The organism is Methylobacterium sp. WL69, assembly GCF_008039485.1.
In the GTDB taxonomy this organism is placed as follows: Bacteria; Pseudomonadota; Alphaproteobacteria; order Rhizobiales; family Beijerinckiaceae; genus Methylobacterium.
Window position 1 is genome coordinate 1 of record NZ_VRUZ01000099.1, and the last position, 14,596, is coordinate 14,596.

10 protein-coding genes and 1 pseudogene are annotated in these 14,596 nt (G+C 71.4%); 5 read left to right on the forward strand and 6 right to left on the reverse strand.

Going from position 1 to position 14,596, the window contains the following annotated elements:
* Both FV218_RS19095 and FV218_RS19100 read right to left on the reverse strand, forming a co-directional pair.
* Positions 1 to 2,322, reverse strand: a 2,322-nt coding sequence (locus FV218_RS19095) for a glycosyltransferase (protein ID WP_187273102.1), incomplete at its 3' end; no start/stop codon positions are given.
* Between the two features lie 177 nt (positions 2,323 to 2,499).
* A complete protein-coding gene (locus FV218_RS19100) occupies positions 2,500 to 3,576 on the reverse strand; it encodes an HD domain-containing phosphohydrolase (protein ID WP_056090679.1) in 1,077 nt (358 codons plus the stop codon).
* 281 nt (positions 3,577 to 3,857) lie between these two features.
* Here FV218_RS19100 and FV218_RS19105 point away from each other — a divergent pair, with 281 nt between their 5' ends.
* The 5 genes from FV218_RS19105 to FV218_RS19125 all read left to right on the forward strand — a co-directional run bounded on the left by FV218_RS19105 (position 3,858) and on the right by FV218_RS19125 (position 7,339).
* Complete coding sequence (locus tag FV218_RS19105) at positions 3,858 to 4,361, forward strand: TIGR00645 family protein (protein ID WP_056090682.1); 504 nt, start codon at positions 3,858 to 3,860, stop codon at positions 4,359 to 4,361.
* 16 nt (positions 4,362 to 4,377) lie between these two features.
* Positions 4,378 to 4,713, forward strand: a complete 336-nt coding sequence (locus FV218_RS19110; protein WP_187273103.1) for a DUF2293 domain-containing protein — start codon at positions 4,378 to 4,380, stop codon at positions 4,711 to 4,713.
* 190 nt (positions 4,714 to 4,903) lie between these two features.
* Positions 4,904 to 5,446 (forward strand): hypothetical protein, encoded by a 543-nt coding sequence (locus FV218_RS19115; protein ID WP_246685184.1) that lies wholly within the window; start codon positions 4,904 to 4,906, stop codon positions 5,444 to 5,446.
* A gap of 97 nt (positions 5,447 to 5,543) precedes the next feature.
* A complete protein-coding gene (gene mepA, locus FV218_RS19120) occupies positions 5,544 to 6,452 on the forward strand; it encodes a penicillin-insensitive murein endopeptidase (protein ID WP_147711124.1) in 909 nt (302 codons plus the stop codon).
* 74 nt (positions 6,453 to 6,526) lie between these two features.
* Positions 6,527 to 7,339 (forward strand): endonuclease/exonuclease/phosphatase family protein, encoded by an 813-nt coding sequence (locus FV218_RS19125; protein WP_147711125.1) that lies wholly within the window; start codon positions 6,527 to 6,529, stop codon positions 7,337 to 7,339.
* Here FV218_RS19125 and FV218_RS19130 read toward each other — a convergent pair.
* The 4 genes and pseudogenes from FV218_RS19130 to FV218_RS19145 all read right to left on the reverse strand — a co-directional run.
* Positions 7,230 to 8,681 (reverse strand): phospholipase D-like domain-containing protein, encoded by a 1,452-nt coding sequence (locus FV218_RS19130; protein WP_147711126.1) that lies wholly within the window; start codon positions 8,679 to 8,681, stop codon positions 7,230 to 7,232. The genes FV218_RS19125 and FV218_RS19130 overlap by 110 nt on opposite strands.
* 65 nt (positions 8,682 to 8,746) lie before the next feature.
* On the reverse strand, positions 8,747 to 13,588 hold the full coding sequence (locus tag FV218_RS19135) for an NAD-glutamate dehydrogenase (RefSeq protein WP_147711127.1): 4,842 nt from the start codon (positions 13,586 to 13,588) through the stop codon (positions 8,747 to 8,749).
* A 176-nt stretch (positions 13,589 to 13,764) separates the two neighbouring features.
* Positions 13,765 to 14,346 carry a DNA-3-methyladenine glycosylase gene (locus FV218_RS19140; protein WP_246685185.1) on the reverse strand — a complete coding sequence of 194 codons (582 nt, stop codon included), beginning with the start codon at positions 14,344 to 14,346 and terminating at the stop codon, positions 13,765 to 13,767.
* A pseudogene (locus FV218_RS19145) lies at positions 14,343 to 14,596 on the reverse strand (hypothetical protein); the annotation flags it as partial. The pseudogene FV218_RS19145 and the gene FV218_RS19140, both read right to left, overlap by 4 nt.

The window sequence follows — 14,596 nt, forward strand, 5'->3', positions numbered from 1 at the left end:
CTGCACGACTATTCGAGCGTCTGCCTGCGCAACCATCTCGTGACCCGCGAGGGGCTCTATTGCGGCCTGCCCGACGGACGTCCCTGCGCCGATTGCGACGGTGATGGCCAGGGGACCGAAAACCGCCTCGATGCGGTTCGCGACGTCCTGTGACGGCGCGATGAGACGGTTGGCGGACCGGTAGAACGCACCGTAGCGCGCGGTCCGGTCCTGTCCCGGCTGGGCTTCGGCACAGTCGCAATCGGCGCAGGGACGTCCGTCGGGCAGGCCGCAATAGAGCCCCTCGCGGGTCACGAGATGGTTGCGCAGGCAGACGCTCGAATAGTCGTGCAGGGTGACGACGGTCTGGCCGGGGGCCGCCTCGATCAGGTCCATCAGGGCCGCCGCAGCCGTCCCGTCGAGGCCGTAGAACGAGTGGACGTGGACGAAGAGCGGGTCGAGCCAGGCCAGGAACCGCGCGATGATGCGGTAATCGTCGAGCACCGACAGGACCCGCAGGGACGGGGTGTAGGGGCCGTCCTGCCCGTACAGGCCGATCTCGATCCCCGCCCCGTCCGTCACCGTGAGGGCGACGACGCACACCCCCTCGTCGGCGAGACGCCCGGCGAGGTGATCGGCATGGACCGAGGCACCGCCACCCTTGGCGTGGACCACGAAGACGGCCGCGCGCGGACCGGCGGCCCGTGCGAGGCGGTAGAGGTCGAGGCTGAGCCGCACGTCGGCGGCCGGATCGGCGGCGATGAAGCGCTCGATGCGCAAGGAATAGTCCGGGTGCTTGGCGAGCAGCGCGGTCTGGCTTTGCATGTACTCGGAATCGTAGACCTCGGAGAACGAGATCTTGCCCGAGTGGTAGACGAACACGTCGGCTGCGAGGATGTTGCGCCGGCCCGCTTTCAGGACGCGCATGCAATAGTCGTTCTCCTCACCGTAGCCCCTGCCGAAGGCGTCCGCGTCGAGGGGGCCGAGCTCCGCCAGGAGCGATCCGCGCATGTAGAAGCAGAAGCCGACCCCCGTCGGCACCTCGACCCAGCGGCCGGGATTGGCCGCCGCCGCCGCGGCATCGAGGGCGCGGGGCGAGCATTCGAGGGCGACGGTGTTGTTGCGGGCGGAATCCGGGTAGCTGCAGATGGTGGCGTTGTTGGAGAACGGCGTGATCGTGCCGATGCGCGGATCGCGCGCCGCATGCGCCAGCAGGCGGTCGATCCAGTCGCCGAACACGATGGTGTCGCTGTTGAGCAGGATCACGTCCCGCGCGCCCGTCATCTCCAGGGCGCGGTTGATGGTGCCGACGAAGCCGAGGTTGGCTGCGTTCTCGTGGTAGGTGAACAGGCCCCGCCCGGCGAGCGCCCGCAGATCGTCCGTCAGGCGCGGATCGGGGCTGCAATCGTTGAGGACGAGGAGGGCGAAGGGGGCGGACTGCGCCTCGGTCAGCACCGCGTGGAGGGCGCGCAGGGTCTCGTCGTAGCCCTTGTAGACGGGCACCACCACCACGACCCGGGCCGCGTCGAGGGGGGCGGCCGCCGTGACCCCGTCCCATTCGGCCGCGTCGGGCGCCCGGGTCGTCGGCCACTTGCGGTTGCCGAGGGGGTTGGGTTTGCGCCCCTCCGCCCGGCCGAAGCGCAGGTAGTGGAAGAACGGGTTGGTGCCGCTCAGCGCCAGGTCCGGATTCATCCGGACGTAGTAGGCGGTCCAGAACAGTTCCGTCGGGTCGCGGCCCTCCTTCCAGCCGTGGCTGGCATAGTGGGTGACGGGGTCCATCCCCGTGGCCGCGACGTCGGCGTAGGAGGTGCGGTAATGTGCGGCGTCGAAGTCCGGGCGGATGGCCGCGATGATCTCGGACAGCGGTGTGCTGTCGCCATGGGCCCGCTCGAAGGTGGGCGCGGGCGTGGTCGAGACGTAATGATAGAACGGGCTGACCCCGAGCAGGCGGACATGCGGATGCGCATGGAGATAGGCGGTGCCGTCGAAGTCCGGGCGCGGGTCGCGGCCCCGTCGCCAGCCGACGGCGAGGTAGTCGAGGAGCGCCGTCTCGGGATCGACGATGTCCGTGAGCGATCCGTAGTGCCGCGCATCGAAGTACGGGCGAACCACGTCGGCCTGCACGGCGTGGTAGGCCTCGGGCGTCACCGGCTTCGTCGGACGGCCGGTCCGGACCGCGGCCCCCGCCTCCACATGGGCTTCGAGGGGGCTCCGCCCCATCCCGGCGGTCTTGAGATACCGATCCTTGTAATACAGCGTCGAGAAATTCGGTGACGGGTCGCGGCCTTCGCGGAATCCGTGCCGGAGATAATGATCCAGGGGACCGCCGCCGTAATCGCTCACGTCGGGATACTGGGCAGTATAATATTGGGCGTCGAAGAGCTTTTGAACACGTCGCGAGCGTATCGAGAAAAAAGAATACGCTTTTTGCCTCATGGCTTACTGAGATCCTCCCCCCGGCAGGGTGTTCCGTACGCGTTCGCGGTCGGATCGGTCAACCCGACCGGGGGACGCGCCGCCTCACGACACCGAGACCCGGGTCAGGGGAACGATGACGGCATCGTGGAAAGCGCGCAGGAGATCGCCGTCGAGCTTTCCGCCCATCTCCCGCATGATCGCGTGCGCCTCCTGGTGGGGCAGCGGATCGCGATAGGCCCGCCGCTCCGTCAGGGCGGAGTGGATGTCGCAGATGGTGACGAGGCGCACGAGGTCCGGAATCTCGTGGGCCGACAGGCCGTCCGGGTAGCCGCTGCCGTCGAGCATCTCGTGGTGGTGGCGCACCACGGCGAGCATCGGTCCGTCGAACCCGCCCTGCGCTTCTAGGAGGTTGGCGCCGACGGCGGGGTGGGTCCGCATCACCGCCATCTCGCCGGCGGTCAGGCGGCCGGGCTTGTTCAGAATCGCAAGCGGGATGCGTGACTTGCCCACATCGTGAAGCAGGGCGGCGCGGGCCAGGCGCATCTGGTCGGTCCGGGGGAGCTTCAGGCCGCCGCCGAACGCGGCGGCATAGCCGGCCACGCTCAGGGAGTGCTGGTAGAGCTGCTGATCGTAGGCGCCGATGATCTCGAGCCAGGTCCGGATGCCGCATTGGGACACGGCCTCGAGGATCACCTCGGTGCCGGCATCGACGGCGGCGATGGAGAGCGGCTCGCCACGGCGTGCGGCGTCGAAGGCATCGGCCACGGAGCGATTGGCCGTGTCGGCCTGCGCGGTGAAGCGCACCAGGCGATCGGAGGCGCGCGCCAGGGCGGCCTGTCGTGCGGCCTGGACGGCGTCCATGAGGCTGAACACCGCCGCCAGGACGGTCTTGCGGGCCGTGTCGGCGGGCAGGAACCGGGTCGGGGCCGGGCGCGACGTGACGGCCCGGAGGGCGAGCTGGAGGCTCGGGATGCGCAGGCCGTGCAGGCGCGCGACCCATGCGTTGGCCAGGGTCTCGTCCCGGCTGATGTCCACCACGGCCAGGATCGGACGCTGCGCCGGCATTCCCGCCTCGGCGGTGATCTGACGACAGGTGACGACGGTGTCGATCGCCTGCACGAGCAGGCTGGCCTGTTCCGGGCGGTCCGAGATGACGAGAACGGAGGATTCCTGGGTCACGCGTGCGTCTGCTCGCAATGGCGCACATTCCAGTCCCGATGCGGGCGAACTGTCACCTTGATGAGTATCATTATCGAACACTTCACTACAAAATGTTTCACACGGCCAGGATCTGGTGCGGATCAAGCGAAGGCCGGGCCAAGGCCCAGCCGAGGTCGTCCCGCGTTCGGCCGGCAGCGGAAGGGCCTCGCCCGGTCCAGCATCTTGCCCGGTCCAGCATCTTGCCCGGTCCAAGTGCCCATGCCACATGCCCGGCTGAAGCGTGGCAGGGATGAGCGCGGATGATGGAACGGGTCTTCGAGCGTGTGCTGTTCGCGAGCCGGTGGCTCCTCGCCCCGTTCTACGCGGCCCTCGGCATCGGCATCGTAGTCCTGCTGGTCAAGCTCCTGCAGGAACTCGCCCATTTCGTCCTGCACATGTGGGACGCCACCGAATCCCAGGTGGTGCTGGGCGTCCTGACCATGGTCGATCTCTCGCTTACGGCCTCGCTGCTGATCATCGTGATGTTCTCCGGCTACGAGAACTTCGTCTCTAAGATCGACCACGCGGACCACAAGGACTGGCCCGCCTGGATGGGAACCATCGACTTCACCGGCCTCAAGCTGAAGCTCGTCTCCTCCATCGTCGCCATCTCGGCGATCTCGCTGCTGAAGGCGTTCATGGACCTGAAGGCGATGACCGACCGCGATCTGTACTGGCTCGTCGGCATCCACATGGTCTTCGTGGTCTCGGGCCTGCTGATGGCGCTCACTGACCGGATCATCGCCGGGCACCACGAGCGGTGAACCCGGAGAACGCCCCGTGAACCGGCGCGACGCGGTGGCCGCCGCCCTGCTCCGGCTCGCTCCGCGCCTGCCCGACTTCGAGGCCGGGGCAGTCCTCGACCGGGCGCTCGCGAGTTCCGGTCTGCGGGGCGCCGCACCCGAGACGGCCGCCTGGCTCTGTCTCGTGGCCTATGCCCGCCACGCCTTCACCGAGTACGATGGTCTCCTGGACGACGGCTACGACCGCGACAGCGCCCGGCATTTCGTGCTCGACGACCTCAATGCGGCGCTCGGCGCCTGGGGCGTGCGCCGACGGATCTCCGGGGAGGAGACCGAAGAAGGGGCGGCTCCCGAGACCAGCGACGAGGGCTGAGGTCGGCGGCGGGCTTGTGCGGTGCAGGCCCTCGCGGCACTCTGGCGTGCGAGGCCGAAGGCGGGCGACACGCAAAGGACCGGAAACCCATGACACGCAGCGCGCGCAGCGTCCTCACCTTCGCCGCCGGGGGCGAGGCCCACGCGGTGGTCGAGGCTTCCGACATCCTGATCATGGTGGCTTGAGGCGGATGCGCATCCTCGCCGCCCTCGCGGCCGTTCTCCTCGCGGCCGGTGCCGAGGCACAGGAGCCGGCGCGTTCCGCCGAACCCTCGTCCGGGGTCTCGGCCGATCCGGCCGCCTGCACCGGCTTCGACTGGTCGCTCCTGCGCGAGCAGGCGTGGTTTTCCGCCCCCGGCCTGCCCCAGGTGGCGAGCGGCGGGGCCCTTCCGGACGGCATGCCCGGTGCGCTCCTCGGTTTGAGGCCGCAGGCGGAGGTGGCGCCGCCGTTCCCGCCCACGCGCGAGGCGAAGCCCGGCACCTTCGGCGGCGTGATGACGGTGTCGGCTCCGGTGACGCCGGGCCTGTATCAGGTCACCGTGTCGGACGGCGCCTGGATCGACGTCAGCCAGGATGGCAGGACTCCGCGCCCGCCCCTGGCCCACACCATGCGGCCGGGCTGTCGGGTCGTCGCCAAGAGCGTGCGCTTCCAGCTCGGGGCCGCGCCCATCACCATCGTGGTGAGCGGGGCCAAAGCCGACACGATCCGCATCGCCGTCGCCCCGGCCGAGTAGGTCGCGCGGCGGTCGCCGATAGGCTAGCCTGGACAGCCTCGTCTCTCCCCCGTGCCCGGAGCGTAAGCCCCTGTCCCTTCGCCGGTCCCTCCGCCCGATCCGCCTCGCCACCCTCGCGATCCTCGCCCTCGGCACGGCCGCGCAGGCCCAGGATCGCGGCAGCCTCGACCCCAAGCCCCTGCCGCCGCTGGCCGACCGGGACGCGCCCGGCACCCCCGCCAAGGCCCTGTTCGGCCGGGCGACGTCGCCGGCGCCCGGGCCCGCCCACGCCTACGGCTCCTACGCCAAGGGCTGCTTCTCCGGCGGCGAAGCCCTCGCCGTCGACGGGCCGACCTGGCAAGTGATGCGCCTGTCGCGCAACCGCATGTGGGGCACCCCGCCGCTCGTGGACTTTCTGGAACGGCTGGCCGCCAAGGCGCCGCGCGTCGGCTGGCCCGGCCTCCTCGTCGGCGACATGTCGCAACCGCGCGGCGGCCCGATGCTCACGGGCCACGCCTCGCACCAGCTCGGCCTCGACGCCGACATCTGGCTGACCCCGATGCCGGATCACCGCATGAGCCGGCGCGAGCGCGAGGAGACCTCGGCCACCAACGTCGTGCGGGCCGACCGCCTCGACATCGACCCCGCGGTGTGGGCGCCCGAGCACCTGAAGCTCATCCGCCTCACGGCGCAGCAGCCCGAAGTGGCGCGGCTGTTCGTCAACCCGGCGATCAAGAAGGCCCTGTGCCGCGAGGCCGGCGGCGACCGCGCCTGGCTCTCGAAGGTGCGGCCCATGTACGGGCACAACTACCACTACCATATCCGCCTCGCCTGCCCGGCGGGGCAGGACCAGTGCGGCGACCAGGCCCCGCCCCCCGGCGGCGACGGCTGCGGTGAGGAACTCGCCTACTGGTTCAGCGACGCGGTGCTGAATCCGCCGAAAGCGACGAAGCCGCCCAAGCCCCGGCCGCCGATGACCATGGCGGCCCTGCCGGCGGCGTGCCGCGCGGTGCTCAAGGCGCGCTGAACCCCCGGGCGCCCGGACAACGGTCTTTCCAAACCCATCTTTCCAAACCCAACGTGCGGTCCAGTTAAGGCGCCATGCTCAACGATCGCCGCCTCGCGCAGCGCGCCCTGCGCCGCCCCGACCATCCGAATCCGGTGGTCGATCGGCCCGGATTGCGAAAGATCCTGAGCTGGAACCTCCTGCGGCGCACGGGCGCCAACGTCGCGGCGCTGGCCAGCTTGATCGAGCGCGAGAAGCCCGACCTCGTGCTGATGCAGGAGGCGACGAAGGAGATCGCCGGTCTGAGGGACAGGCTCGGCGGGGATTACGCCTGGGCGCCCCTGCCGGGCCGCATCCACGGGCCGGCCCTGTGGAGCCCGACACCGTTCATCGCCCCTCCGGTGGTCATCGAACTGCCGTCGGGCGCCATGTTCGACCGGGTCTGCCAGATCCTCGACCTCGGGGGATTCGGGGTCGCCAACGTCCACCTCTCGCACGGTCAGGTGCTCAACCGGCGCCAGCTGCGCCGGATCGCCGAAAGCCTGCCGGACTGCGCGGCGGTCATCGGCGACTACAACCTCGTCGGGCCGCCCCTCCTCGCCGGGTTCCGCGATGTCGGTCCGCGCCTGCCGACCCATGCGATGGCGCGGCTCGTCCCCCTGCGCCTCGACCGCTGCCTCGTGCGCGGACTGACCTGCCACGCCTCCGCCGTGCTGCCGCGCGGCCCCTCGGATCACCGCCCCATCATCGTCCACCTCGCGCCGAGCCCCGTGCCGGCGCGGGCCCCGGCGCGCACCATCAAAGGTATGGCAGGGCTAGTCGGACGCCTGCGTCGCGCAGCCGGACGGGCAAGGCGCGGGCCGCCAGATGCTCGCGGGTCAGGCGAACCTCCATCTTCGCGCGCATGACGGCGTCGAGCTCCGCGGCGAGGCGCGGATCGTAGAGCTCGACGTTGACCTCGAAGTTCAGGCGGAAGCTGCGCATGTCCCAGTTCGCCGAGCCGATGAAGCACCACGTCCCATCGACGACGAGGAGCTTCGAATGGTCGAAGGGCGGTGCGTCGAGCCAGATCCGGACGCCGTTGCGCAGGAGCGGGTCCACGTGCGCCCGCGTCGCCCAGTCGACGAAGCGATGGTCGCTGACTTTCGGGATGATGACATCGACGCGGATGCCGCGGTTGGCGGCGAGGCACAGGGCGCTGGTCAGGATCTCGTTGGGCAGGAAGTAGGGCGTCGAGAGGCGGATGCTCCGCGTGGCGCAGGCCACCGCCTGGAGAATGACGAGTTCGATCTTGCGCAGGTCCGCGTCCGGCCCCGAGGTCACGACCCGCGCCGGGATGGAGCCGGCCGGCACGAGGCTCGGGAACCAGGCCTCGCCGGCCAGATCCTCGCCCGTGACGAAGATCCAGTCGCTGGCGAACGCCGCCGTCAGCTGGTCCACCACCGGGCCGGTCAGACGGAAATGCGTGTCGCGGATGGGATGCGGCGGCGCCTCGGCCACCCGGTTCCCGTCGGCGATGTTGAGGCCGCCCGTGAAGGCGGTCCGGCCATCGACGATGAGAAGCTTCTTGTGGGAGCGCATGTTGAGGAACGGCATCCGCCAGGGCAGGGCCGAGTGCATGAACCGGCCCACGGGCACGCCGGCCCGGTGCAGGCGCCGGGTGATTCCGGGCAGGAAGTAGCCGCCGCCGATGCCGTCGATGATCACCCGGACGGCGACCCCGCGCGCCTGGGCTGCCGCCAACGGATCGCAGAAGGCGCGGCCCGTCGCGTCATCGCGAAAAATGTAGCTCGACAGGGCGACGGAGGTCCGCGCCGCCGCGATGGCGGCCAGCATCACCGGATAGGCGGCGTCGCCGTTGCGAAAGAGGGTGACGGCGTTGCCCGGTCGCAGGGGCAGCCGCGTGATCTGCCGCACGGCGTGATCGAGGGGCCGGAAGGCTTCGGGCAGGGGCGGGGGCGTGAGGTCGTCGTCGGGCGAGACGGCGGAGCCGGCGGTCTGGGTCGGCCGGATGCGCAGCCTGTGCGCCCGGCGCGTCACCCGGTTGACCCCGAACAGGGCGTAGAGCCCGGCCCCGAACACCGGCGAGAGCCAGGCGAGGCCGATCCAGCCGATGGCGCCCCCGACCTCGCGCTTGCGCAGGAGCACGTGGACCGTCACGACGAGGGACAGGCCGAGCCCGAGGGCGGCGAACACCTCGGACCGGATCGACAGCAGATCGCCGATCCATCTCAACAGGGCCTGTTCCAACGCCGTTCCTTATCCTGCGCGAGGGCGTTGGATACGGGAAACGCGCGGCCGCACCAACCGCCCGGTCAGGGCCGGGCGAGATCGGCCAGCAGGCTCGCCGCCACGGTGGCCTTGGACACGCTCAGGCCCGAGGCCGTGATGGCATCGACGGCCGTCCGGATGCGGGTGAGGGTCGGCCCGCGCGCGGCGATCCAGGCCTCGACGGCGTCCGGGCCATCGCCGACATCGGCCACCACCTCCGCCGTGAGCCGGCGGTGGGCGGTGGAGATGCCCGAGACCGCCCGCTCCAGGGCGACGCGGTCGAAGGTATCGTCCACCGGGACCTTTCGCGCGGCGGCGACGAGATCGTCGAGGTGGAAGTGGCGAGCGATGGCGAAATGCGTCGCCGCGATGCCGGCCACGGGACGGCCGCCATCTTCGGCCACCCGGACGATGTCGGGGCCGGCGGCCAGGGCCGCCAGGGAGGCGAGGCGCCGGGCGGCATCGGGGGGCAGGCCGTGTCCGGTGAGCTCCGCCTGCCGGGCGTCGAGGGCCCCCGTCGCCTCGGGACTCAGGATGTCGGGCAGCGCCGCCATCACGGCGGCGATGCCCTCGCGGTAGCGCGCCACCAGGGGGGCGACGCTGCCCGAGAGGTCGAGATTGCGGATGAACCAGACGATGCGGCCGGTGAGCAGGTCCTGCACGTCGGCGTAGAGGTCGAGCTGGGCCTGGCCCGGCACGGCGCCGGCGAGCTTGTCGATGGCCCGGTTCAGCTCCATCAGGCCGAAGGCGTCGCGGGTCACCGCGTAGGCCTTGGCGATGGTGGCGGCGTCCGCTCCGGTCTCGTCGACGAGGCGGGTGACGAGGGAGGGCCCGCCGCGGTTGACGATGATGTTCGACAGCGCCGTGGCGATGATCTCGCGGCGCAGGCGGTGGCCCTTCACCGCGTCGGGGAACTGCGTGCGCAGGGCCTGCGGGAAGTAGCGCTGCAACTCGCGGTCGAAATACGGGTCGTTGGGCACGGGACTGGCCAGGATCGCGTCGTAGAGCGACAGCTTGGCGTAGGCGAGGACCACGGCGTATTCGGGTCGCGTCAGGCCCTCGCCCCGACGCATGCGCTCGGCGATGGCGGCGTCGTCGGGCAGGAATTCCACGGTCCGGTCGAGGCGGCCTTCCGCCTCCAGAGACTGGAGGGTGCGGACCGCGAAGCCGGTCTCGCCCACCCCCCGGCGCAGCGCCAGGGACAGGGCCAGGGTCTGGAGCTCGTTGTTGCGCAGGACGAGGGCGGCGACCTCGTTGGTCATCGCCGCCAGCAGGGCGTTGCGGGCGGGCGCGTCGAGGCGCCCGTCGCGCTCGGGCGTCATCAGGGCGATCTTGATGTTCACCTCGACGTCGGAGGTGTTCACCCCGGCCGAGTTGTCGATGGCATCGGTGTTCAGCCGCACCCCGGCACGTGCCGCCTCGATGCGCCCGCGCTGGGTCAGGCCGAGATTGGCGCCCTCGCCGACCACCCTGGCCCGCAGGACGGAGCCGGTGATGCGCACGGCGTCGTTGGCCCGGTCGCCGGCGTCCTCGTCGGTCTCGGAGCCGGCGCGGACATAGGTGCCGATGCCGCCGAACCACAGGAGGTCGACGGGCGCCTTCAGGATCGCCTGCATCACCTCGGCCGGCGTCGCCTCGGCGCGCTCGAACCCCAGCACGGCCTGGATCTCGGACGAGAGGGGAATCGTCTTCAGGCTGCGGGAGAACACGCCGCCGCCCGGCGAGACCAGGGCGGTGTCGTAGTCGCGCCAGCTCGAGCGTCCGAGGTCGAACAGGCGCCGGCGCTCGGCGAAGCTCGCGGTCGGATCGGGGGCGGGATCGAGGAAGATGTCGCGGTGATCGAAGGCCGCCACCAGCCTGAGGCTTCGCGACAGCAGCATGCCGTTGCCGAACACGTCGCCCGACATGTCGCCGACGCCCACGACGGTGACCGGATCGGACTGGACGTCGACGTCCATCTCGCGGAAATGGCGCTTGACCGCTTCCCAGGCGCCGCGCGCGGTGATGCCCATGCGCTTGTGGTCGTAGCCTTGGCTGCCGCCCGAGGCGAAGGCGTCGCCGAGCCAGTGCCCGCGCTCCAGGGAGAGCGCGTTGGCGATGTCCGAGAAGGTCGCCGTGCCCTTGTCGGCGGCCACCACGAGGTAGGCATCGTCGGAATCGTGGCGAACCGTGTCGGCGGGCGGCCGGATCGCATCGTCGACGATGTTGTCGGTGAGCTCCAGCAGGGTGCGGATGAAGACGCGGTAGCTCTCGGTCCCCTCCGCTAGCCAGGCCTCGCGGTCGGAAGCCGGCGGCAGGCGCTTGGGGAAGAACCCGCCCTTGGCGCCAACGGGCACGATGACGGCGTTCTTGACCTGCTGGGCCTTCACCAGCCCCAGGATCTCGGTGCGGAAATCCTCCGGCCGGTCGGACCAGCGCAGGCCGCCGCGCGCCACGTAGCCGTAGCGCAGGTGCACCCCCTCCAGGCGCGGTGCGTAGACGAAGATCTCGAAGAACGGGCGCGGCAGGGGCATGCCGCTCACCTTGGCGCAGGCGAACTTGAAGGCGATGGTCTCGCGCATCCCGCCGCCGTCGCGGGTTTGGAAGAAGTTGGTGCGCACGGCCGCTTCGACGAGATTGACGAAGCGGCGCAGGATGCGGTCCTCGTCGAGGCTGGTGACGTCGGACAGGGCCGTCTCGATCTCGGCGCGGATGGCGGCTTCACGGGCGGCGTGGTCCTGTCCCGCCGGGTCGAAGCGGGCGTGGAACAGGGCGACGATCCGGGTGGCGATGGCCGGATGCTGGCTCAGGGTGGCGGCGAGGTAGTCCTGCCCGTAGCGCACCCGGAGCTGGCGCAGGTAGCGCCCGAGGCCGCGCAGCAGAGCGACGTCGCGCCAGCCCAGCTCCGCCTCCAGCACGAGACGGTTGTAGCCGTCGGATTCCGCATCGCCCGCCGCGACGGCGAGGAGCGCGGCTTCCAGGGGCGCTTCCAGCCGGTCCCGGTCGATGGGGGCCCCCGTGGCGCGCTCCAGGAGCATGTCGTGGAGCCAGACCTGGGCGGCGTCCGGCCCGTCTCCGGTCCGGATGCGGTAGGTCCGCTCGTTGATGACCCGGAAGCCGAGGTTCTCCAGGGCCGGCACCCGGTCGGACAGGGAGAGCGAGGCGCCCCGCGAAAACACCTTGAGGCGGATCTGGTGGGCCGGGTCGGTGTCGCGCCGGCCGATGTCCACGGCGCGGGGACGCGCCTCGCTCAGGGCCTCGAGGACGGCGATGTCGCCGATGGCGACGGCGGGCGCGAAGTTTTCGCGGTAGGCGGCCGAGAACGCGTCGGTGTAGCGGGCGGCCAGCGCCCGCGCCTGCCGGCCGGGCATCGCCTCGGAGAGCGCGAGGCGCAGATCGTCGCCCCAGGTCCGCACCAGGGCGCCGATGCCGGCCTCCAGGGCGGCGGGATCGCGCTCGGCGGCTCCATCCTCGGGCAGGCCGATGATGTAGTGGGTCCGGGCGAGGGGGCCTTCGGGGAAGTCGGGATAGGATGCCGAGAACCGGCCGCCATACGCCTTGGCGAGGTAGAGGCCGATGCGGGCGCGGACCTGCGAATCGTAGCGGTCCTTCGGCACGTAGACGAGGAGCGAGACGAAGCGGCCGAAGCGGTCGGGCCGGGACAGGACGCGGATGCGCGGCCCCTCGGCGAGGCTGCCGATGGCCAGGGTGAAGCGGTAGAGCCGGTCGAGGTCGATCTGAAACAGATCGTCCCGGGGATAGGTTTCGAGCACGTTGAGGAGGCTGCGCCCGGCATGGCTCGTCGGGTCGAGATCGGCGCGGGCGACGACGGCCGCGACCTTCCGGCGGAGGTAGGGGACTTCACGGGCCAGGGCGGTGTAGGCCGCCGCCGTGAACAGGCCGACGAGGCGGACCTCCCCCGAAAGGCTGCCGTCGCGCGAGAACAGCTTGATCCCGACGTAGTCGAGATGCGCCGCCCGGTGGACCCGCGACTTGATGCTCGCCTTGGTGACGAGGAGCGCCTGGGGCTCTTCGAGGAAGGCGCGGATCTCGGGCGTGTCGTCCGCGAGCGTCCGCCCGCGCCGCAGGACCTCGACGGCGGGATCGCGCAGGACACCGAGGTTGGCCTCGGGCACCACCGCGTGGCCGCCGCCGGTGAGGTCGTATTCGCGCAGTCCCAGCAGGGTGAAATGACCGTCGCGCAGCCATTCGAGGAAGGCGTGGGCCTCCCGCATTTCGGCCTCGGGCAGGGAGGCCGGTCCCGTGGCGTAGTCCCGCGCCAGGACGTCGAGGCGCTCGGCCATGGCGTCGTGGTCGTCGGTGGCGCGGGCCACATCGCGGAACACCGCCGCGAGACCGGCCGCGACGCGGTCGCGGGCCTCGCCGGCATCGAGCCGGTCGAGGTGGAGGTGGATGAAGCTCTCGCGGGCGAAGGCCCCGTGGGCGTCCGCCGTGGTCTCGCCGACCACGCGGACGAGGGCGCCGTCGCCGTCGCGCTCCACGCCGAGGATCGGGTGGGCGACGAGGAGCGGGGTCAGCCCCTGCCCGGTGAGTTCGGCGAGGGCCGAATCGAGGAGGAACGGCCGGTTGTCGTTGACCACCTCGACCACGGTGAGTTCGCGCGGCCGGCCGTCGCGGTCCACCGTCAGGTCGGAGAGGCGCAGGTCGCACGGCGCACCGGGATCGCGCGGCGCGGCCAGGTGCTGGCGGGCGGCGAGCGCCAGGTCGGCCACGGCCTCCGGCGTGTAGGGCGCGAGATCCTCCGGCGAGGCGCGCCCGAACAGGTCGCGCACGAAGCCCCCCGGGCCGTCGCGCCCGTCCACGATGGCCGCCGCCGCCGCCAGGAGATCGTCGCGGATCGACCGCGCCCGGGCACTGGCCAGGGCTGTGGCTGCTTCGCTGCCCATGATCCTCGATCCTTTCGCGCACCGAACCACCCTCGCACGTCCGCATGACAGGCGGTCGTCCGTGGGGCTGCGATGAACCGGGCCGATCCTGGCCGGGTGCGGCGGATGATGCGCAGGGTCGGGGACCGGTTTCAATCGGCCGCGGCATGCCCCCGCGTGACGGTGGGGCCGCGGTGTCAGGCCCCCCGCCGGGGCGGGCGCCGGACCGGCCGGCTGACGTAGGGCGAGCCCGCGACGAGGAAGCGCCACGGTGTCTCGACCCCGCGGGTGAGGCCGATGCGGCGGTCGGCGACGACGGCGCCGTCCGGCGCGCTGGAGGTCAGACGGAACGGCGCACGGTCGAGTGGAACGCCGTCCTGCGCGTCCGTCACGGCCAGGGCCCGGCACAGGCGGCCCGGTCCGGCGCAGAGACGGAACGGATCGTCGAGGCCGCGCCGCGCCGCCATCAGGTCCGGCCCATGGCGCGGCTCGAGGGCGCGCACGAGCACGGCGCTGCCCGGTTCGCAGACGAGGTTGAGGCACCAGTGCAGGCCGTAGGAGCGGTAGACGTAGGCGTGACCGGGAGGCCCGAACATGCTGGCGTTGCGCCGGGTCGGCCCGTTGAAGGTGTGGGAGGCCGGGTCCGTCGGATCGTAGGCTTCGGTCTCGACGATGGGACCGCCGACCCCGTCGACCGTCAGGACGCAGCCGACGAGCTCCCGGGCGACCAGGGCCGCCGGCCGGGCGAAGAACGCCGCCGGCAGCGCCGGTCCGGTCACGGCGCCTTCGCGCCCTTGGCGGCCGTCCCTTGGGCCGCCGTGCCTTTGGCCGCTTCGTGGGCGCGAAGAAACTCGTCGGGGCCGAGGTGGAGGGCGACGCGGATCGCCGCCTCGACGAAGGCCGGCGCCGTCAGGCCGGCGGCCTTGGCGGCGCGGGCGACGTCGAGGCCGAGGGCCAGATCGACGGGAATCGGCGTGGTGCGGGGGGGCGCCGCCATGGCGGCGGCGAGGGCCGCCGTCCCGGTGAGGC

Excerpts from the sequence above, each read along its gene's own strand:
- FV218_RS19105 (WP_056090682.1), top strand. The coding sequence starts at position 3,858 with ATGATGGAACGGGTCTTCGAGCGTGTGCTGTTCGCGAGCCGGTGGCTC.
- FV218_RS19125 (WP_147711125.1), top strand. The coding sequence starts at position 6,527 with ATGCTCAACGATCGCCGCCTCGCGCAGCGCGCCCTGCGCCGCCCCGAC.
- FV218_RS19135 (WP_147711127.1), bottom strand. The coding sequence starts at position 13,588 with ATGGGCAGCGAAGCAGCCACAGCCCTGGCCAGTGCCCGGGCGCGGTCG.
- FV218_RS19115 (WP_246685184.1), top strand. The coding sequence starts at position 4,904 with ATGCGCATCCTCGCCGCCCTCGCGGCCGTTCTCCTCGCGGCCGGTGCC.